General features: G+C 72.3%; 17 protein-coding genes and 1 tRNA gene. 4 read left to right on the forward strand and 14 right to left on the reverse strand.

Features of this window, described 5'->3' with window-relative positions:
- Window positions 1–205: 205 nt before the first annotated feature.
- On the reverse strand, window positions 206–904 hold the full coding sequence (locus GD748_RS02525; protein ID WP_152193616.1) for a response regulator transcription factor: 699 nt from the start codon (window positions 902–904) through the stop codon (window positions 206–208).
- Window positions 901–2,109, reverse strand: coding sequence for a sensor histidine kinase (locus tag GD748_RS02530; protein ID WP_152193617.1), 1,209 nt, complete (start codon window positions 2,107–2,109; stop codon window positions 901–903). The genes GD748_RS02525 and GD748_RS02530 overlap by 4 nt, the downstream gene beginning before the upstream one ends.
- A 164-nt stretch (window positions 2,110–2,273) precedes the next feature.
- Between GD748_RS02530 and phoU the strand changes: the two genes are divergently transcribed.
- A complete protein-coding gene (phoU, locus tag GD748_RS02535; protein WP_152193618.1) occupies window positions 2,274–2,957 on the forward strand; it encodes a phosphate signaling complex protein PhoU in 684 nt (227 codons plus the stop codon).
- 72 nt (window positions 2,958–3,029) lie between these two features.
- Here phoU and GD748_RS02540 read toward each other — a convergent pair whose 3' ends face one another.
- From GD748_RS02540 to tmk, 9 genes are all read right to left on the reverse strand, one after another.
- Window positions 3,030–4,319: an MFS transporter gene (locus tag GD748_RS02540; RefSeq protein ID WP_152193619.1), complete on the reverse strand. Its 1,290-nt coding sequence runs from the start codon at window positions 4,317–4,319 to the stop codon at window positions 3,030–3,032.
- A gap of 10 nt (window positions 4,320–4,329) precedes the next feature.
- The gene (locus tag GD748_RS02545) at window positions 4,330–5,088 is read right to left on the reverse strand and encodes an SDR family oxidoreductase (protein ID WP_152193620.1); all 759 of its coding nucleotides are present in this window, start codon (window positions 5,086–5,088) and stop codon (window positions 4,330–4,332) included.
- A gap of 234 nt (window positions 5,089–5,322) precedes the next feature.
- Window positions 5,323–6,060: a phosphoglyceromutase gene (locus tag GD748_RS02550; protein ID WP_152193621.1), complete on the reverse strand. Its 738-nt coding sequence runs from the start codon at window positions 6,058–6,060 to the stop codon at window positions 5,323–5,325.
- Between the two features lie 104 nt (window positions 6,061–6,164).
- Window positions 6,165–6,503: a histone-like nucleoid-structuring protein Lsr2 gene (locus tag GD748_RS02555; RefSeq protein WP_152193622.1), complete on the reverse strand. Its 339-nt coding sequence runs from the start codon at window positions 6,501–6,503 to the stop codon at window positions 6,165–6,167.
- A 159-nt stretch (window positions 6,504–6,662) separates the two neighbouring features.
- Window positions 6,663–6,821, reverse strand: coding sequence for a hypothetical protein (locus GD748_RS19380; RefSeq protein WP_193312786.1), 159 nt, complete (start codon window positions 6,819–6,821; stop codon window positions 6,663–6,665).
- 710 nt (window positions 6,822–7,531) lie between these two features.
- A tRNA-Thr gene (locus GD748_RS02560) sits at window positions 7,532–7,604 on the reverse strand.
- Between the two features lie 101 nt (window positions 7,605–7,705).
- The gene (locus tag GD748_RS02565) at window positions 7,706–9,241 is read right to left on the reverse strand and encodes an alpha/beta hydrolase (protein ID WP_152193623.1); all 1,536 of its coding nucleotides are present in this window, start codon (window positions 9,239–9,241) and stop codon (window positions 7,706–7,708) included.
- Between the two features lie 148 nt (window positions 9,242–9,389).
- Window positions 9,390–10,562: a DNA polymerase III subunit delta' gene (locus GD748_RS02570; protein WP_152193624.1), complete on the reverse strand. Its 1,173-nt coding sequence runs from the start codon at window positions 10,560–10,562 to the stop codon at window positions 9,390–9,392.
- The gene (tmk, locus tag GD748_RS02575) at window positions 10,559–11,254 is read right to left on the reverse strand and encodes a dTMP kinase (RefSeq protein ID WP_152193625.1); all 696 of its coding nucleotides are present in this window, start codon (window positions 11,252–11,254) and stop codon (window positions 10,559–10,561) included. Before tmk ends, GD748_RS02570 begins: the two co-directional genes overlap by 4 nt.
- A 149-nt stretch (window positions 11,255–11,403) precedes the next feature.
- Here tmk and GD748_RS02580 point away from each other — a divergent pair, with 149 nt between their 5' ends.
- On the forward strand, window positions 11,404–11,781 hold the full coding sequence (locus GD748_RS02580) for a YciI family protein (protein WP_152193626.1): 378 nt from the start codon (window positions 11,404–11,406) through the stop codon (window positions 11,779–11,781).
- On the forward strand, window positions 11,778–13,079 hold the full coding sequence (locus tag GD748_RS02585; RefSeq protein WP_152194341.1) for an RNA polymerase sigma factor: 1,302 nt from the start codon (window positions 11,778–11,780) through the stop codon (window positions 13,077–13,079). Before GD748_RS02580 ends, GD748_RS02585 begins: the two co-directional genes overlap by 4 nt.
- Before the next feature lie 117 nt (window positions 13,080–13,196).
- Here GD748_RS02585 and GD748_RS02590 read toward each other — a convergent pair whose 3' ends face one another.
- The 3 genes from GD748_RS02590 to topA all read right to left on the reverse strand — a co-directional run bounded on the left by GD748_RS02590 (window position 13,197) and on the right by topA (window position 17,459).
- Window positions 13,197–14,240 (reverse strand): Gfo/Idh/MocA family protein, encoded by a 1,044-nt coding sequence (locus GD748_RS02590; protein WP_152193627.1) that lies wholly within the window; start codon window positions 14,238–14,240, stop codon window positions 13,197–13,199.
- Window positions 14,241–14,361: 121 nt separating this feature from the next.
- Window positions 14,362–14,697: a hypothetical protein gene (locus GD748_RS02595; protein ID WP_152193628.1), complete on the reverse strand. Its 336-nt coding sequence runs from the start codon at window positions 14,695–14,697 to the stop codon at window positions 14,362–14,364.
- On the reverse strand, window positions 14,697–17,459 hold the full coding sequence (gene topA, locus GD748_RS02600) for a type I DNA topoisomerase (protein WP_152193629.1): 2,763 nt from the start codon (window positions 17,457–17,459) through the stop codon (window positions 14,697–14,699). Before topA ends, GD748_RS02595 begins: the two co-directional genes overlap by 1 nt.
- 248 nt (window positions 17,460–17,707) lie before the next feature.
- On the opposite strand from topA, the gene GD748_RS02605 reads away from it, so the two are divergent.
- Complete coding sequence (locus GD748_RS02605; RefSeq protein WP_152193630.1) at window positions 17,708–18,880, forward strand: YihY/virulence factor BrkB family protein; 1,173 nt, start codon at window positions 17,708–17,710, stop codon at window positions 18,878–18,880.
- Window positions 18,881–19,080 lie beyond the last annotated feature (200 nt).

Genomic DNA, 19,080 nt, shown 5'->3' on the forward strand with positions numbered 1-19,080 from the left:
CCGACCCCGCCCCTCAGGGACCGACCCGGCCCCTCAGGTACGGGGTACCGACTCCGTCCCAGGTTGGTCCCTCAGTAGCCGTCCCCCGGTAGCGGTTGTCCGGCTGGGCGGGCACCCACGAACGCCTCGTGCACGCCGTCACGCGCCCGGCGGACGCAGGGCATGGCCCTAGTCGCCTCGGCCGCCAGCGCGCTGCGGGCCCGGGCTATTCCGCCTCCTCCGGCGAGACGAGCTTGTAGCCGAGCCCACGGACGGTCTGCAGCAGTGCCGGGCGCGCCGGGTCCTCCTCGATCTTGCCGCGCACCCGCTTGACGTGGACGTCCAGGGTCTTGGTGTCCCCGACGTAGTTCTCGCCCCAGATCCGGTCGATGAGCTGACCGCGGGTGAGGACCCGGTCCGGGTTGCGCAGGAACATCTCGAGCAGCTCGAACTCGCGCAGCGGCATCGCCACCGGCTCGCCGTCCACCGCGACCTCGTGCCGCTCGACGTCCATGCTCACGCGCCCGAGCGACAGCACCGCAGGCTCGGAGAGGTCGTCCTTGCCGGCGCCCCGACGCAGCACCGCGCGCACCCGGGCGACCAGCTCGCGGTAGGAGTACGGCTTGGTGACGTAGTCGTCGGCGCCGAGCTCGAGGCCGACCACCTTGTCGATCTCGCTGTCCTTCGCGGTGACCATGATGATCGGCACGTCGCTGCGCCGGCGCAGCTCCCGGCACACCTCGGTGCCGGAGAGCCCCGGGAGCATCATGTCGAGCAGGACGATGTCGATCCCGCCGCGGTCGTACGCCGTGAGCGCGGCGGGGCCGTCGGCCACGGCCGCCACCTCGTACCCGTCCTTGCGCAGCTTGAAGGTGAGCGGCTCCCGGTAGGACTCCTCGTCCTCCACCACCAGGATCGTCGTCATCGGTTCGTGTCCTCCATCAGGTCGGTCCGCGGGGTCGCGATGGTCGCTTCGGTCGTCTCGAGCGCGTCGTCGGGGCTGCTGGGGCCGTAGGCCTCGGGAAGCACGAGGGTGAACGTCGAGCCACGCCCCTCGGTCGACCACAGCTCGACGCGGCCCCCGTGGTCGTTGGCGATGTGCTTGACGATGCTCAGGCCCAGGCCGGAGCCGCCGGTCTCGCGCGAGCGGGCGTCGTCGAGGCGGTAGAAGCGCTCGAAGACGCGCTCGCGCATCTCCTCCGGGATGCCGGTGCCCTGGTCGACGACGGCGATGCGCACCAGGGCGTCGTCGCGGGAGACGCCGACCGAGACCCGGGACGTCGGCGAGGAGTACCGCACGGCGTTGTCGAGGAGGTTGCGCACGGCAGTGGTGAGCAGCGCCTCGTCGCCGTAGACGCGCAGTCCCGGTGTCCCGCCGGGCACCAGGGTGACCTTGCGGGCGGCCGCCTCGACCTGCACCCGGTCGACGGCCTCCTGGACGACGGCGTCGACCTCCACCAGCTCGGGGTCCACGAGGGCGTCGGGGGACTGGAGGCGGGACAGCTCGATGATCTCCTGGACGAGCGAGCCGAGCCGGCGCGACTCCTTGCTCATCCGGCCGGCGAAGTAGCGCACCGTCTCGGGGTCGTCGGCGCTCTCGGCGACGGTCTCGGCCAGCAGCCCGATGGCGCCCACCGGGGTCTTGAGCTCGTGGGAGACGTTGGCGACGAAGTCGCGCCGCATCTCCTCCACCCGGCGGGCCTGCGTGCGGTCCTCGGCGAGGACGAGCACGCGTCCGCCCCGCAGCGGCGCCACCCGTACCTGCATCCGCAGGGTGCCGGCGCCGTGCACGGGCCCGCGGACGAGTGTGAGCTCGTCGTCGCGGATGGTGCCGTCGCGGCGGAGGGCGGTGACCATCTGGAGCACCTGCGGATGCGCGAGGGCGTCGTCGCGCACGAGCCCGAAGGCGTAGGCCGCGGCGCTCGCGCGTGCCACGTGGTCGTCGTCGTCGAGCACGACCACCGCCTGCGGCAGGACGCTGAGCACGGAGATGACGTCGTCGTGCTCGTTGTCGCCGGCCTCGACGGGGCGGCGTCGATCGCGTTCGCTGACGCGGAAGGCCACCAGCGCGACGGCGACGACGAACAGGGCCAGCGCGGCCACGCCGATCACCTGCCAGATCTGCTCCACGCCCTGAGCGTAAGCCCCGATCCTGCGGTCGATCGCAACGGTTGCGCGGGGTCACCCGCTGTTCAGGCGCGCGCCACCAGTCGTTCACGCCGGCTCGCTTGACTAGGCTGGCAGGAGGAACCGCCCCGCCCACCGGCGGAGATGTCGACGCAAGGAGCCCATCGGTGCGAGTGATCTTCAAGCAAGAGATGCAGCAGCTCGGCGACGACCTGACGCGCATGTCCCGACAGGTGGCGACCGCCATCGAACGGGCGACGGCGGCCCTGGAGACGGCCGACCTCACCCTCGCCGAGCAGGTCATCGACGCCGACCGGCGCATCGACGAGCTCGAGCGCCAGCTCGACGAGCAGGGCATCTCGCTGCTCGCCCGGCAGGGGCCGGTCGCCACCGACCTGCGCATCGTCGTCTCGGGTCTGCGCCTGTCGGCGACGCTCGAGCGGATGGGCGACCTCGCCCGCCACGTCGCGTACGTCGCCCGGGGCCGCTACCCGGAGAACCCGACGCCGGGCCCCATGCGGGAGATCCTGATCAAGATGGCCCGTCAGGCCACCCTGGTCAGCCAGCAGGTGACCCAGCTCCTCGAGACGCGCGACCTCGCGCTCGCCGCGAGCATCGAGGCCGACGACGACGTCCTCGACCAGCTCCACCGCGAGTCCTTCCAGGTGATCCTCGACGACGACGTGCCGATGACGCGTCAGCAGCTCGTCGACGCGGTGCTCCTGGGCCGCTACCTGGAGCGCTTCGGCGACCACGGGGTCTCGGTGGCCCGCCGCATCTCCTACCTGGTCACCGGCGACCTCACGAACGAGGTCGTCAACCCCGCCGAGCAGGAGGCGCACCACGACTGAGGTGGTGCGTGCGCCGTCGATTCGGCGGGTACCGACGGGCGCGGACGCGGCCATCCGCGCGGCCGCGTCGGGTCACGCCGCCGCCGGTTGGCGGGTGTCCTCGACGTACCTGCCCGGCCGGGCCATGACGATGCCGCCGATCGCCATCGGGACGAAGCTGGCGACGTAGACCCACAGCGGCACCCGCCAGTCCCCGGTGACGCCGAACAGCCAACCACCGAGCAGCGGACCGAGCGTGCCGATGAGGTACCCGCTGCCCATCGCGAAGCCGCCCATGGCAGCGGAGCCGGCCGGCGTGCGGCTGCGCAGGTTGAACATGGCGATGGCCAGCGGGAACGCTCCACCAGCCAGACCCGCGACGAGCGCCGCAAGCCACATCGGGCCGATGTCGAAGATGATCCCGAGGTAGCCGATCGGCCCGACCGCAGCCATGACGACGGCCAGCGCGGTGGGGTTCTTGACCTTGTTGGCGAGCAGCGGCGTCACGACCGCCATCGGCAACGTCATGAAGGTGTAGACGGAGAACGCCGTCGCGGCGCTGGCCTCGTCCAGGCCAAGTCCCTGGAGGATCGTCGGCATCCAGGCGAGCATCGCGTAGATGTTGAGCGACGCCGTCGCGTAGAAGAGCGCGGTGCCGAGAGCGACCGGGCTGCGCAGCAGGTGGGCGAGCCCGAGCTTCGGTCCTGTCTTCGCGCCCGCGTCCTCGACGCCGGCGGTCGCGCTGCCGCGTCGTCGTTCGCCGACCACCGCCACCAGCCACGGCACGACGGCGAGGAGCGACAGCACACCCCACGAGGCCAGGGAGATCTGCCAGCTCGTGACGTTGGCGACGGGGATCGCGGTGATCGCCGGGAGCGTGGCACCGGCCTGCATGAGCAGGCTGAACATCGTGATCATCGACGCCTGGCGGTCGGCGAAGTGCTTCTTGACCAGCGGCGCCCCCAGGACGTTGCCGAACCCCATCCCCAGCAGGGCGACGAAGGTCAGCGCCATGAAGGCGGCCGGGCTGCCGATGAACGGCCGCAGCAGCGCCCCGAACGCCGCGAGGACGACAGCCACCAGGGCCGTGGACTCCGGGCCGATCCGGCGGGCGATGACGGGGGCGGCGAAGCCCCCGATCCCGAAGCTGAGCGTGGGCAGCATGCCGATGAAGGTGGCACCCGCCGTGCCGATCCCGAGCTCCTCGGTGACCGTGGTCAGCAGCGGCGAGAGGCCTGTGACGGCGTAGCGCAGGCCGATGCCGAGCAGCACGAGCCCCACGAGGATCGCGGCGCGCCCTGTCCACAGGCTCCGGCTCGGGTGCGCTTCCCCTCGGCGCACGACGGCGTCCGGGTCGGACGTGGGTTCCGGTGCGGTGGACATGGCAGTCGGGTCAGGCGTGCTTGGAGTCGCCGTCGATGGGGAAGAGCTGGCCGGAGATCGTGCGGGCGTGCGGGCCGGCGAGGAAGAGCGCGAGCGCGGCGATGTCCGCCGGGTCGGTGAACTGCCGGATCGACTGGTTGTCCAGCGCCTTGCTCACCTCCTCGTCCACCGTGGTGCCGTTCGCGTCGGCGCGACCCGCCAGCACGTTGCGGATGCGTGGGCCCTCGACCGCGCCAGGGTGGATGGAGTTGGCGGTGATGCCGAACTCCCCCAGCTCGAGGGCAAGGGTCTTGGTGAAGCCCACCAGGCCCCACTTCGTGGTCGAGTAGGCGATCCGGTTCGGGTACCCGAAGCGCCCGGCGAGGGAGGACATGACGAGGATCGACCCGCCGCCGGCCTCCTTGAGCAGCGGGACCGCCCGCTGGGTGACGAGGAAGGTGCCGTTGAGGTTGACGTTGATGACGGCGTCCCAGGTGTCCCGCGGATACTCCTCGACGGGCGTGGTGGCCCCCGCGATTCCCGCGTTGTTGACCAGGACGTCCAGCCCGCCGAGGTTGGCGCTCACGTCCCGGAACAGGACGTCGAGGTCCTCGGTCTTGCTGATGTCGCCCACCGACCCGGTGATGTTCTCGTCGGCGGCGGTGAGGGCACCGACGGCGTCGGCGTCGATGTCCGCGATGTGAACCCGGGCGCCGCTGTCCGCGAACGCCCGTGCGATGGCCTGTCCGATTCCGCCGGCCCCGGCTGTGACAAGTACGCGCTGTGCCATGCAGTCACTGTGGCACGGGGCACACGGCTCCGCCTTCGGGGACAGGTGCGGCCGAGTTCACGCTCGCACGTCGGGCCCACGGTCCGGTGCCGGCCCGCGCAGCCGCCCGCCACCCGCGCGCTCTGCCACGAGGGCCCCGCAGCAGCGCGTTGCGCTGATACGGGGCCCTCTGCTCGGGTCAGGGTTCGGCTAGGCGGTCCGGTGCGGCGACCGCCTGTGTCTGCTCGCGAGCCGCTACTTGCCCTGGTTCGCGACTGCCGCGATGGCGGCCTCGGCGGCGGCAGGATCCAGGTACTTCCCGCCCCTGACGGTCGGGCGCAGCTCCTCGTCCAGCTCGTAGACCAGCGGGATGCCGGTCGGAACGTTCAGGCCGGCGATGGTCTCGTCGTCGATCCCGTCGAGGTGCTTGATGATGGCGCGCAGCGAGTTGCCGTGCGCGGCGACGAGCACCGTCTTGCCGGCCTTGAGGTCAGGCACGATCTCGGCGTCCCAGTACGGCATGGCGCGCTCGAGGACGTCCTTGAGGCACTCGCTGCGCGGGATGGGCTCGCCGGCGTAGCGGACGTCGGAGTCCTGGGAGAACTGGGAGCCGAGCTCGATCTCGGGCGGCGGCACGTCGTAGGAGCGGCGCCAGAGCATGAACTGCTCCTCGCCGTACTCGTCGCGGATCTCCTTCTTGTTCTTGCCCTGGAGCGCCCCGTAGTGCCGCTCGTTGAGGCGCCAGTTCCGCTTGACGGGGATCCAGTGCAGGTCCGCAGCGTCGAGTGCGAGGTTCGCGGTCGAGATCGCCCGGCGGAGCAAGGAGGTGTGCACGACGTCCGGGGCGACGCCGGCGTCGACGAGGAGCTGCCCGCCTCGCGTGGCCTCCTCGGTGCCCTTCTCGGAGAGCGGCACGTCCACCCAGCCGGTGAACAGGTTCTTGGCGTTCCACTCGCTCTCGCCGTGGCGGAGCAGTACCAGGGTGTAGGTCATGCGGACCATTGTCCCATCATCATCGGAGTGCGCTGCGTGGGCGCCCGTCGACGGCGACGGCCGGCCGTCCCCTTGCGGGAGCGGCCGGCCGTCAGAGGTCGAGGTCAGTTGGCCTTCTCGTAGGCCTCGCGGATCTCGGCGGAGATTCGACCGCGCTCGGAGACTTCGTACCCGTTGGTTCGGGCCCACTCGCGGATCTTGCCTGCGTCCGAGGACGCGGCGCGGGCACCGGTGGACCCGCTGCCCCGCCTCGCCGTGGCGCGGCGGCCGCCGGCGCGGCGGGCGTGGCCCACCCACTCGGCGAAAGACTCGCGCAGGGCATTGGCGTGTGCATCCGTCAGGTCGATCTCGTAGGAGATTCCGTCGAGGGCAAAGGTGACGGTCTCGTCCGCGGGCGCACCGTCAATGTCGTCGATGAGCTGAACTTGCACCTTCTGCGCCATGTGTGTGCCTTCTTGTCGTCATTCACGGGAAACGGGATGCTCCCGTGAGCACGATACAGAGATCGTGTCCGTGGACAGACACTAATTGGCACCCGAAGAATTGTCACGTCGGGTCGCGCGACTGTGGACGGCTTTTCGGCCAAACCCGTCGAGCTTTCGTCAAACCGCCGGCGCGGAAGAATCCTCCGACGTGCCCTCGTTCTCGAGCCGCTGTATCGCAGCGCGCTCGTTCCGGTCGGCGTTCACGAAGGCGCGGATCACCACGTAGAAGAGAATTCCGGTGCCGATCGGGGGGATCAGCGCGATGACGTAGTCCACGTGGCGAGTGTACGCGCTGCACTGTCGGCCGCGTCAGGTCACGGGTGCGGCCGAGCCGCCGCCGGCGCGCGACAGCGCGGTCGCTGCACGGTGGCCTGGTCGCCGCACGGCGGCTTGGTCGTCGCGCAGCGGCGTCGTGGCCGCACAACGCCGGCGCGCGACTGCGCGGTCGCCGCACGGTCGGCGCACAACAATGCGGTAGCCGCACGGCGGCGCGGTGGGCGCACGGGCGCAGCGCGCAGCAGGGTCTGTCGCAGTTTGCAATAGTGCGACATCTCTCAGTCTCCGCACATGCGGCCGGCCGGTCCGTGATCTCGCGCGATTGCAGGCGCCGCGATTACCCCGGTGCCGGGCGACGGCGCGGTGGGGAGAACTACCCATTCCCAAAATGAGGACATTCGGGCACGATGCCCGCCACCCGTTAATTCACGGCCCTGCGCGACCGAAACTTCCGTGGCCGATTCCCCCTCGGCGAACCATCATCGCCGGGCGACCGAACCGTCGTCGAGATTCGGCCACCGAGCTATTTCGATGCCGCCTTGCCCAGATCCGGTCGACGGCGACGGTTTCGAGGCCACCGGCACGCGGCAAACCATTGATCGCTTCGTGGTTGCAAGGGCCCACTGGATACGGCACGGCCCAGCGCCGGAGAACGGACCCGCCGGATACGGCTCGGCCCGGTACCGGGGAACCGGGACCGGGCCGAACGGAGCCGCCTAAGGGAATCGAACCCTTGACCTATTCATTACGAGTGAATCGCTCTGCCGACTGAGCTAAGGCGGCGTGCGCGTCCGCCGGGCGGCGGGACGCAGCGCGGACCACTGTACCGGGGCAACCGGGCCACGGACAAAGTGAGCCTGCCCTCAGACAAAGTGAGCCTGCACTCAGCAGGTGAGTCCCTCCTCGGGGACCGTGCCGTGGATCAGGAAGTCCTCGACCGCGCCGGCGATGCAGTCGTTGGACCGGCCGTAGGCGGTGTGCCCCTCGCCCTCGTAGGTGACGAGGAAGCCGTTCTCCAGCTGCTCGGCAAGGCTGACGCTCCACTGGTAGGGCGTGGCCGGGTCGCCCGTGGTGCCGACGACCATGATCGGCGCGGAGCCCGCGGCCGTCAGGGCGCCGGCGTCGACTCCCTCGGCCGGCCAGCTGTCGCACAGCATGCCGCCATAGCTCAGCGCCGGCCCGAACGTGGGGGCGGCCTCGGCGAGCTCGTCCGCCTGCACCTCCCAGTCGGCGAGGTCGCCGGTGCTGGGATGGTCGAGGCAGTTGATCGCCCAGTTGGCCTCCGTGGAGTTGCTGGAGTAGGTGCCGTCGGCCTCGCGCGAGGCCATGAGGTCGGCGAGGAAGAGCAGCTGGGAGCCGTCGCGCTCGTTCATGGCCTGCTCCAATGCGGCCGTGAGGACGAACCACGTGGTGCTGTCGTACAGCGGCAGCAGGATGCCGGACAGGGCGAGCGAGGCAGTCAGGTCTCGGTCGGAGGCCGTGGGCAACGGGGTGTCCCCGGTGAGCTCCAGCAGCGTCTGGACCTGCTCGACGCCGCCGTCCACGTCTCCGGTGAGCGGGCACTCCGAGCCGGCCTGGCAGTCCGCGACGTAGGCCCGCAGCGCCTCCTCGAAGCCGATCGCCTGGTCGAGGGTCATCTGGTGGCTGTCGAGGGAGGGATCCATCGCACCGTCGAGCACGAGGTTTCCCACCTGCTCGGGGAACAGGTCGGCGTACGTCGCACCGAGGAACGTGCCGTAGGAGAAGCCCAGGTAGTCCAGCCGCTCCTCGCCGAGCAGGTGGCGCAGCACGTCCATGTCGCGCGCGGCCGAGACCGTGTCGACGTGTGCGACCAGGTCCCCGGAGCCCTCGGCACAGCCGTCGGCGATGAGTTCGGAGTCCGCGCGGTAGGCGCGCAGGCCCTCGTCGGTCTCGGTGTCGTAGGACGCGCTGCGCAGCCGGTCAAGCTCGGCGTCGCTCACGCAGTCGATCGCCGTGGAGTCCCCCACTCCGCGCGGGTCGAACCCGACGACGTCGTATGCGGCGAGCAGGTCAGCACCGAACATGGCGGGCGCCGCCTCGACCAGGTCCAGGGCCGAGCTGCCGGGCCCGCCCGGGTTGATCAGCAAGGATCCGACCCGCGCGTCGTCGTCGCTCGACAGCCGCTTGAGCGCCAGGGTGATGCTCTCGCCGTCGGGCGCCTCGTAGTCGAGCGGGACGGTCGCCTCGGCACACTCGAAGTCCCCGCACGCCTCCCAGGTCAGCTCCTGGCCGTAGTACTCCTCGAGGCCGGCGGGCACCGAGGAGCCCGGTGCGGCGTCGGGCCCCACCTGTGTCACCGTCGGGTCGTCGCCCCGATCCGGCTCGGCGGAGCAGGCCGACAGCGTGAGCGCGGCGGCAGCGAGGGCGACAAGAACGCGGGCAGGGCGGGAAGCGGGCACGTCTGCACGCTACCTGGCGGAGAAGATGCCGGACGCGCTGCCCCACAGACCGCTACGCCGTGACCTGCTGCCAGACCCGTGACCTGGCCTGCCATCCGGGGGTGTGGGAGAACACACACCGCCTCGGGCACAGCTGCGGCATGCTTCCTCAGCCCTGGGGTCGCAGGGCGACCATCATCGCCTCGACGGCGAGGAGCGGAGCGACGTTCGCCGCCAGCCGCTCGCGCGCCACCCCTACCGCATCCATGCGCCGCACCGTCTGCTCCGGCGTCGTGCCGGCCGCGAGCCGGCGTATCTCGTCGCCGAACGCGGAGTTGACGAGGTCGACGTCCGCGCCGAGCTGGACGACGAGGACGTCACGGTAGAGCGAGAGCAGATCCACCATGGACCGGTCTAGCACGTCGCGCTGGGCGCGGGTCGCGCGCCGCTTCTGCTCGCCCTCGAGCTGAGTGACCTGGCTGCGCAGGGCAGGAGGCAGCCGGGCACCGGCCTCGGCACCGAGGTTGCGCAGCAGCTCGGCCTTCTCCGCGGCGTCGCGCTCCTCGGTGGCTGCCTTGGCGTCGGCGCCGGCGACCTCGATCAGGTCGGCGGCGGCGAGCACGGCGTCACCGACCCCGCGGATCGCCGTCGGGACGGCGAGCAGCCGACGACGGCGCTCACGGGCCTCCGGGTCACGCGCCAGGCGCCGGGCCAGGCCGACGTGGGACTGGGCGGCGCGTGCGGCGCTCAGGGCGACGTCGGGGTCGAGGCCGTCGCGCCGCACCAGGAGGTCGGCGACGGCGCGCGGGTCGGGGACCCGCAGGTGCACGGCCCGGCAGCGCGACCTGATCGTGGTGATGACGTCCTCCGGGCTGGGTGCGCACAGGAGCCAGACCGTGCGCGGCGGAGGCTCCTCGACGGCCTTGAGGAGCACGTTCGACGTGCGCTCGATCATGCGGTCGGCGTCCTCCATGAGCATCACGCGCCACCGGCCCTGCGCCGGCGCGCGCTGCGCCTGGGAGACGAGCGGGCGGATCTCGTCGATGCTGAAGACGACCTTCTCGGTCGAGATCAGGGCGACGTCGGCGTGCGTGCCGGCCAGCGCCGTCGTGCAGCCGTGACAGTGCCCGCAGCCGGGCTCGTCCGGGTCGGTGCACTGCAGGGCGGCGGCGAACGCCCGGGCGGCCACCGACCGGCCAGAACCGGGGGGACCCGTGATGAGCCAGGCATGGGTCATGGACCGGGTGGCCGAGTCGTCCGTCGCCTGGCGGGACGCGTCCACGGCGGCGCGGAGGGTGGCGACGACCTGCTCCTGGCCGACGACCTCGTCCCAGACGCTCATCGGGCGGTCCCGGACGAACCGGCCGCGGAGGCCGGTGCGGGCAGCAGCGGAGCGAGCCGGGCGCGGACGGCGGCGTGGATCTCTTGCGGCGCCGCGGCGGCGTCGAGGACGAGGAAGCGGTCCGGCTCGGCAGCGGCGAGCGCCAGGAAGTGCTCGCGCACGCGGGCGTGGAAGTCCAGGGACTCGCGCTCGAGCCGGTCGGGCGCACCCGTGCGCCGGGCAGCGGCGATCGCGGGGTCGAGGTCCAGCAGCACCGTCAGGTCGGGCAGCAGCCCGCGGGTCGCCCACAGCGAGAGGTCGCGGATCTCCTCGTCGCCGAGCGAGCGAGCCGCTCCCTGGTAGGCCACCGAGGAGTCGAGGTACCGGTCGGTGACGACGACGGCGCCACGCGCCAGCGCCGGCCGCACGAGGCTGTGCACGTGGTGGGCGCGGTCGGTGGCGTAGAGCAGCGCCTCGGTGCGCGGGTCGACGTCCTCGCCGTGCAGGACGGCGTCGCGCAGCACCTGCCCGAGGGCCGTCCCGCCGGGCTCGCGAGTGAGGACCACCTCGTGCCCGAGGTCGGTGAGCCAGGCCCCGAGGAGGTCGCGCTGGGTCGTCTTGCCGGCGCCGTCACCACCCTCGAGCGAGACGAGGCGCCCAGGGTGCGCACGATCGGCGGCGGAAGGGACGGCGGCGGGGACCTCGGGACTCACCCGGTCAGGGTAGCCGTGGGAGAGGACACCTCCCGCCGTCGTCCTCAGCCGGGCGGAGGTCGGACATCCGTCCCGGCGGGGTGTCGATCGTCGGGGCCCTCGATCGTCACGGCAGTGTCAGCATCCGATCGACCGAGGAGGATGGACCCATGCGCTACACGCTGCTGCTGCACTACCCCGAGGCGACCGGGGAGGACCTGGGCGCCGAGGCGATCGAGGAGGGGATGCGCGCCTTCGCCGCCTACGCCGAGACGCTGGAGCGGGCCCGGGTGCTGATCAGCGCCGAGGTGCTGCAACCCTCCTCGGAGACGACGACGCTGCGCCTCGTCGACGACCGGCTGCAGATCCAGGACGGTCCGTTCGCGGACACGAAGGAGCAGCTCGGCGGCACCGTCGTCATCGACGTCCCCGACCTGGACGCCGCCCTCGCGTGGGCGCGCCAGGCGCCGTCGATCGCGTGGGGCCCGGTGGAGATCCGGCCCGGCGCGACCCACGTCGTCGACGGCGTGTGGCGCCCGAGCACGTGACGCCCACCGAGGTGCGGGCGGCGGCCGAGCTGGCCGCACGCACCTCCTACGGGCGGCTGGTCGCGATCCTGGCGGCACCGGCCGGCGACCTCGCGCTCGCCGAGGACGCGCTCTCGGATGCCTTCGAGCGGGCGCTGCGGACGTGGCCGCGCGACGGCGTCCCCGACAACCCCGAGGGGTGGTTGCTCACCGTGGCCAGGAACCGGCAGCGTGACGTCTGGCGATCGGCGGCCCACCGCACCGCCGCACCGCTCGACGCCGCCACCGACCGCGGTCTCGGCGTGAGCCTCGACCTCGACCTCGACGCGCTCCCCGACCGCCGGCTGGAGCTGCTGTTCGTCTGCGCGCACCCGGCGCTGGCGGAGCCCGTCCGGACCCCGCTGATGCTGCAGACGGTCCTCGGGTTCGAAGCCGCCCAGATCGCGGCGGCCTACGCCGTGCCGGCCGCGACGATGGCCCAGCGGCTCGTCCGCGCCAAACGACGGATCCGACGAGCCGGGATCCCGTTCGTGGTTCCCGGGGTCGAGGCGATGCCCGAGCGACTTCCCGCGGTGCTGGAGGCGGTCTACGGCTGCTACGCCATCGCCTGGCCGGAGGCGGCCGAGGCGATGTCCCTCGCCGGGGAGGCGCACTACCTCGCCGTCACGCTCGCGACGCTGCTGGAGACCGAGCCGGAGGCCTGGGGACTGGCGGCGCTCGTCACCCTCTCGCTCGCGCGGACCACGCGCGCGACGGCGCGGTACGTGCCGCTCGAGGACCAGGACCCGTCGACGTGGGACGCCGTCCTGGTCGCCGAGGGCGAGGGGTACCTGCGCCGGGCGGACCGGACCGGCCGCACCGGGGCACCCGGCCGGTTCCGCCTGGAGGCGGCGATCCAGGCGGTCCACTGCGAGCGGCTGCGCACCGGGCGGACCGACTGGGCGGCGCTGCGTGCGCTCTACGCCGCCCTGCTGAGGACGGCGCCGAGCCTGGGCGCCCGCGTCGCGCACGCCGCCGTCGTCGCCCACCTGGACGGACCGGCGGCAGGGCTGGCGCTGCTGGAGGAGCTCGCCGCCCCGGGCGAGGGGTTCCAGCCCCTCCACGCGGCGCGCGCGGACCTGCTCGCCCGCTCGGGTGATCAGGGTGGCGCTGCGGCGGCGTACGACCGGGCCATCGAGCTCACGCCGGACCCGCGCGTCCGGGCGTACCTGTCGGAGCGTCGCGCTCAGGCCGAGGCGGACACGTCTCACCCGCGACAGCCGCGGCCAGGTCTCGCCCGCGATCGCCCGGGCCCCGCGCAAGCATCCGGCGGGCCGTGATGGCGCACGGCACTGCGCGCAAGCACCCGGCGGGCCGCGATAGGTCAGGGCACCCCGCGCGCAAGCACCCCGGGCGGTAGCTCAGGGCACCCGCGCGCAAGCACCCGCCGCCGGTCTTCACTCCCCCGGGTAGGCCACCCCGAGCTGACGACGCACCTCGTCCATCGTCTCCATGACCTCGATCGTGGCCTGCCACGGCATGGTCTCCGACTGCAGCTCGCCGGCGGCCACGCACCGGGCGACCTCGGCGGCCTGGTGCTGGAAGCCGCCGCCGTCGACGTCCCCGGGCCGCGGCCACATCCACCGCTCGCCGTCGTACGGCGTGACGACGAAGCTGTTGGGGACGAAGAAGGCACCGGCGACGTCGATCCGCCCTGCGGTGCCGACGACGGAGGCGGAGCTGGCGCTGCGGGCCCACATGTTCGCCGTGCACACGGCGACGACCCGCTCGTGCTCGCCGGTGTAGGTGAGCGTGATCGCCTCGTGGGCGTCGACCCCGCGGTCGGTGAGCACCCCGGCGGCGTGGACCCCGGCGGGTGCGCCGAGCAGGCTGTGGACGAAGGACACGGGGTAGACGCCGAGGTCGAGCAGGGCCCCGCCGGCGAGCTCGGGCGCCAGGAGCCGTTCGACCTTGTCCAGGCGCTGGCCGTGGTCCGCGTGCACGGACAGGATCTCGCCGAGGGAGCCGGACGCGACGACGGCGCGCAGGGCCACCAGGTGCGGCAGGAACCGCGACCACATCGCCTCCATCGCGAAGAGCCCCCGCGCCTCGGCCGCGGCGAGGACCTCGCGGGCCTCGGCGGCGTTGCGGGTGAAGGCCTTCTCCACCAGCACGTGCTTGCCGGCCTCCAGGGCGAGGAGGGCGTGCTCGTGGTGGAGGCTGTGCGGGGTGGCCACGTAGACGGCGTCGACCTGCGGGTCGGCCACGAGCTCGGCGTAGCCGCCGTGCACGGAGCCGATGCCGTGCGTCGCGGCGAACGCGGCGGCCCGGTCGAGGCTGCGCGAGCCCACCGCCACGACCTGCTGTGCCGACCTCTCCGGGACCTCGCGGGCGAACCGGTTGGCGATGCCGCCGGCACCGAGGATCCCCCAGCGCAGCGGCGGGGCGTCGTGCGGATCGGGCGGGACGGGCAGGGTGGGCGTCGTCGCCTGGGCGCTCATGGGGTCAGGCTACGCGGTGAGCTCGGGGGCGGGCCGCGCGCCGTGGGGTGTGCCGGACGGCGGGTCTCGGCAGCCTCGGGGTGCCTGACGTCGGGCACCTCCGCGTGGGCGCCGACGGCTGTCAGTCGTTCGGCGGGCGGAACTTGGCCATCGGGTCGTAGCCGAGCTCGTCGGCACCGGAGGCGCCGAGGGTGTTCACGTCGGTGTCGGGGTCGCGGTCGGCCCGGGCCGGGCTCTCGCTCCCGGCGACGCGGCGGTCGGCGGCCTCGGCGCGGACGCGGCTGACGGTCCGCAGGATCACGATCGCCTCGACCACCACGACGAGGCCGACCACGCCGATGAAGACCTCGAAGGGGATCAGGTGCATGACCCAGGCCAGCACCGACGCGGCGATCACCGAGCCGGAGATCACGGCAAGCACCACGAAGGTGCGTGCCGGGGGCGTCCGGTGCGCCATCAGGCCTTCTTCGCCGGGCTCTTGCGGGTGGTCGCCGCCTTCTTGGTCGTCGTCTTCCTCGCGGCGGGCTTGCGGGCCGGCTTCTTGGCGGGTCCCTTGGCACGCTTCTCGGCGAGGAGGTCGTATCCGCGCTCGGGGGTGATCGACTCGACGTCGTCGTCCTTGCGCAGGGTCGCGTTCGTCTCGCCGTCGGTCACGTAGGGGCCGAACCGCCCGTCCTTGACGACCACCGGCCTGCCCGTGGTGGGGTCCTCGCCCAGCTCGCGGAGTGGCGGCTTGGCGGTGGCGCCCCGCCGTGTCTTGGGCTGGGCGTAGATCGCGAGCGCCTCCTCCAGGGTGATGTCGAAGATCTGCTCCTCGGTGGCCAGCGAGCGCGAGTCGGTGCCCTTCTTGAGGTAGGGGCCGTAGCGGCCGTTCTGCGCGGTGATCTCCACCCCCTCGGTGTCGGCGCCGACCACCCGCGGCAGGCTCAGCAGCTTGAGGGCCTGCTCGAGGTCGACCGTCTCCAGCTGCATCGACTTGAGCAGCGACCCGGTGCGCGGCTTGACCTTCGCCGCCTTCTTGGCGGGCTTCTTCTTCGCCGCGGTCCCCGACGGCGCAGCGTCGGTGGCGTCGTCGTCCTCGGGCAGGACCTCGGTGACGTAGGGGCCGAAGCGCCCGTTCTTCGCGATGATCGTGTGCCCGGTGGCGGGGTCGGTGCCGAGCTCGCGGCCGTCGTCGGCCTGCTTCTCGAGGAGCTCTCGGGCCTTGTCGACGGTGAGCTCGTCGGGCGCGACTTCGTCGGGCACGGACGCGCGCCGGCCCTCCTGCCCGTCGGTGCCGGCGGTCTCGAGGTACGGACCGTAGCGACCCACGCGCAGGGTGATGCCGCCGCCGATGTCGATGCTGTTGACGGCGCGGGCGTCGATGTCGCCCAGCCCCTCGACGAGGTTCTTCAGCCCCGGCCGGTCGGTGGCGTCGTCGCCGCGGTAGAAGCGGGCGAGCCAGCCGACCCGGTCCTCGGCGCCGGCGGCGATGCGGTCCAGGTCGGACTCCATCTCGGCGGTGAAGTCGTAGTCCACCAGGCGCGGCAGGTTCTCCTCGAGCAGGCGCACCACGGAGAAGGCCAGCCAGGTCGGCACGAGCGCCTGGCCGCGGCGCTCGACGTAGCCGCGGTCGGTGATCACCGAGATCGTCGCGGCGTAGGTGGAGGGCCGGCCGATGCCGCGCTCCTCCATGGCTTTGACCAGCGACGCCTCGGTGTAGCGCGGTGGCGGGGTGGTCTCGTGCCCCTCTGCGGTGACCTCGTCCGTGGTGACGGCGTCGCCCTCGCTGACCTTCGGCAGCCGGGCGTCCTTGTCGTCCTTCTCGTACCGGTCGGCGTCGCGCCCCTCCTCGTAGGCAGCCATGAAGCCGCGGAAGGTGATGACCGTGCCGGACGCCGTCAGCTCGGCCGCGGCGGTGCGGGTGCCGCCGTCGCCGGCGAGCTCCGGCCTCGCGGCGAGCCGCACGGTGGCGGTGGAGCCACGGGCGTCGGCCATCTGCGAGGCGACGGTGCGCTTCCAGATGAGCTCATAGAGGCGGAACTGGGCGCCGCTGAGCTTGCCGGCGACCTGGGCCGGCGTGCGGAAGGAGTCACCGGCGGGGCGGATGGCCTCGTGGGCCTCCTGCGCACCCTTGGACTTGGCGCCGTACACGCGCGGCTTCTCCGGCACGTACTCGCTGCCGTAGAGCTCCGCGGCCTGGCGGCGGGCGGCGGAGATCGCCTGCCCGGACAGCGCCGAGGAGTCGGTGCGCATGTAGGTGATGAAGCCGTTCTCGTACAGGCCCTGCGCCGTGCGCATGGTCTCCCGGGCGCTCATCCGAAGCTTGCGAGAAGCCTCCTGCTGGAGGGTGGAGGTGGTGAAGGGGGCGGCCGGCCGACGGGTGTAAGGCTTGGTCTCCATCGAGGCGACGCGGGCCTCGACGCGCTCGAGGGCGGTGGCGACCTCGGTGGCGAGCGCCTGGTCGAGGTGGACCGTGCCGGCCTTGGCGGCGGCGGGCTTGAGCAGGCCGTCGTCGCCGAAGTCACGGCCGGCGGCGACCTTCTTCCCGTCCAGGGTGACGAGCCGGGCGGTGAACGCGGTGCGGTCGTCCGCGGGGCCGCCGGTGAAGGTGCCCTTGACGTCCCAGTAGGACGCCGAGCGGAAGGCCATGCGCTCGCGCTCGCGCTCGACGACCATGCGGGTGGCGACGGACTGCACGCGGCCCGCGGAGATGCCGGGCTTGATCTTGCGCCAGAGCAGCGGGGAGACCTCGTAGCCGACGAGGCGGTCGAGGATGCGGCGGGTCTCCTGCGCGTCCACGAGCCGGGTGTCGAGCTCGCGCGTGCTGTCGAGGGCGCGGGTGATGGCCTCCTTGGTGATCTCGTGGAAGACCATCCGCTTGACCGGCACCTTCGGCTTGAGGACGTCGAGGAGGTGCCAGGCGATGGCCTCTCCCTCGCGGTCCTCGTCCGTGGCGAGGTAGAGCTCGTCGGAGTCCTTGAGCAGGCGCTTGAGCTCGGTGACCTTCTTCTTCTTGTCCGAGTCGACGACGTAGTAGGGGTCGAAGTCGCCCTCGACGTCGACGGCGAACTTGCCGTACGGCCCCTTCTTCATGTCGGCGGGGAGCTCGGAGGGCTGGGGCAGGTCGCGGATGTGCCCGACGCTGGCCTCGACGTCGAAGTCGGGGCCGAGGTAGCCGCCGATGGTGCGGGCCTTGGCGGGCGACTCGACGATCACGAGCTTGCGGGAGCTGGTCACGCGGACCTTCCTTCTTGGTGGCTGGCGTCCGGGCCGGCCTCGGGGCTGGCATCCGGGCCGGCCGTGGCTGGCATCCGGGTCGGCCCTCGGGGCCGGCCGTCGGGGTGGGCGTCGTGACGACGACCCGGGGGTTCGCGGCTGACGGTACAACGTCACCGCGACCTACGGGCAGTCGGGCTCACCGGAGCGCCCCGGCGCGCGGTGGCGTCACGGTGGTGCTTTCGTTGACATCGGGCGGGAGGTGGGTCATGGCGCAGACGGGGCCGGCGGTCAGGCCGGCGGTGGTGGGACGGCGCCCGTCGAAGCGCTTCATCGCCGGCAAGGCCGTCCGTGAGTTCCTCGCCGACGAGTGCTGGGACCGTGCGGCGAGCATGACGTTCTTCGGCGTGCTGTCGATCCCGCCGCTCGCCGTCGCCCTGACCTCGGTGCTGGCGCTGATCGGGCAGGGCGAGTCCTCGACACAGGCGGTGCTGGACGTGCTGACCATCCTCGCGCCCGACGAGGAGGCGCTCGAGACGATCAGCGCACCGGTGACGGCGGTGCTGCGGCACCCCGCCGCGGGGCTCTCGTTCACGCTCGGCCTGGCCACGGCGCTGTGGATCTCCGCGGGGTACGTCGGGGCGTTCGGCCGGGCCATGAACCAGATCTACGGCGTCCACGAGGGGCGACCGCTGTGGCGCCTGACCGCCTGGCACCTGCTCACCACGGTGATCCTGGTGGCGTTCGGGACGCTCGTGGCGCTGCTGCTGGTCGTCTCGGGGCCGGTGGCGCGGGCTATCGGCACGGTGCTCGGGCTCGGCGACACGACGGTGCTGGTCTGGGAGGTGGCCCGCACGCCGGTGCTGCTGCTCGCCGGCGTGCTGATGGTCGACCTGCTGTACTACGCGACCCCGAACGTGCGGCACCCCAGGTTCCGGCTGCTGTCGCCGGGCTCCGTCGTCGCCCTCGCGCTCGTCGCTCTGGTGTCGTTGGTGCTGCGGCTCTACATCCAGACCTTCGACCGCTTCGACATCACCTACGGCACGGCGCTGGCGGGTGTCGTCGTGTTCTGCGTGTGGCTGTGGATCATCAACATGGCGCTGCTGCTCGGCGCCGAGCTCGACACCGAGATCGCCCGCGCCCGCCAGCTCGTCGCGGGGATCCGGGCCGACGTGGCGATCCAGCTGCCGGTCCGGGACAGCCGGGCCACCGAGCGGGCCGCCCGACGGCGCGCGGCGGACCAGGCTCGGGCCAAGAGCCTGCGCGAGTCGCACGGCTGGTTCGACGACGACCGGCCCAAAGGTGACCACCACACCGGCACCGGCACCGGCACTGGCACTGGCACTGGCACTGGCACTGGCACTGACGCTCGCACTGGCTCTGGCACTGGCACTGGCACCGGCGCTCGCGGCGACAGTCGCAACGAGGATGCCCGGGGCTGACGTCGCCAGACTCCGCCGAGAGTTCCCCTCGGCCCGCGAATCCGCGCGCGCCCTGTGCGCGCCGCCCCTCGTCACCGCTCGCGGCTACTCAGGACGAGCGGTTCGGCACCACCTTCGTGCGCCCGATCCGGTTGGCTTACCGTCGAAGCTCGCGGGCACTCAGGACGAGCAGTTGGGCACCACCTTTCTGCGCCCGGTCC

This window comes from Georgenia subflava (assembly GCF_009193155.1).
Taxonomy (GTDB): Bacteria; Actinomycetota; Actinomycetes; order Actinomycetales; family Actinomycetaceae; genus Georgenia; species Georgenia subflava.

Bases quoted from the DNA above. Each gene is read 5' to 3' on its own strand.
- GD748_RS02525 (WP_152193616.1), bottom strand. From the start codon at position 904: ATGACGACGATCCTGGTGGTGGAGGACGAGGAGTCCTACCGGGAGCCG.
- GD748_RS02540 (WP_152193619.1), bottom strand. From the start codon at position 4,319: ATGTCCACCGCACCGGAACCCACGTCCGACCCGGACGCCGTCGTGCGC.
- GD748_RS02545 (WP_152193620.1), bottom strand. From the start codon at position 5,088: ATGGCACAGCGCGTACTTGTCACAGCCGGGGCCGGCGGAATCGGACAG.
- GD748_RS02550 (WP_152193621.1), bottom strand. From the start codon at position 6,060: ATGACCTACACCCTGGTACTGCTCCGCCACGGCGAGAGCGAGTGGAAC.
- GD748_RS02555 (WP_152193622.1), bottom strand. From the start codon at position 6,503: ATGGCGCAGAAGGTGCAAGTTCAGCTCATCGACGACATTGACGGTGCG.
- GD748_RS02570 (WP_152193624.1), bottom strand. From the start codon at position 10,562: ATGAGCGTCTGGGACGAGGTCGTCGGCCAGGAGCAGGTCGTCGCCACC.
- GD748_RS02580 (WP_152193626.1), top strand. From the start codon at position 11,404: ATGCGCTACACGCTGCTGCTGCACTACCCCGAGGCGACCGGGGAGGAC.
- GD748_RS02590 (WP_152193627.1), bottom strand. From the start codon at position 14,240: ATGAGCGCCCAGGCGACGACGCCCACCCTGCCCGTCCCGCCCGATCCG.
- GD748_RS02595 (WP_152193628.1), bottom strand. From the start codon at position 14,697: ATGGCGCACCGGACGCCCCCGGCACGCACCTTCGTGGTGCTTGCCGTG.
- GD748_RS02605 (WP_152193630.1), top strand. From the start codon at position 17,708: ATGGCGCAGACGGGGCCGGCGGTCAGGCCGGCGGTGGTGGGACGGCGC.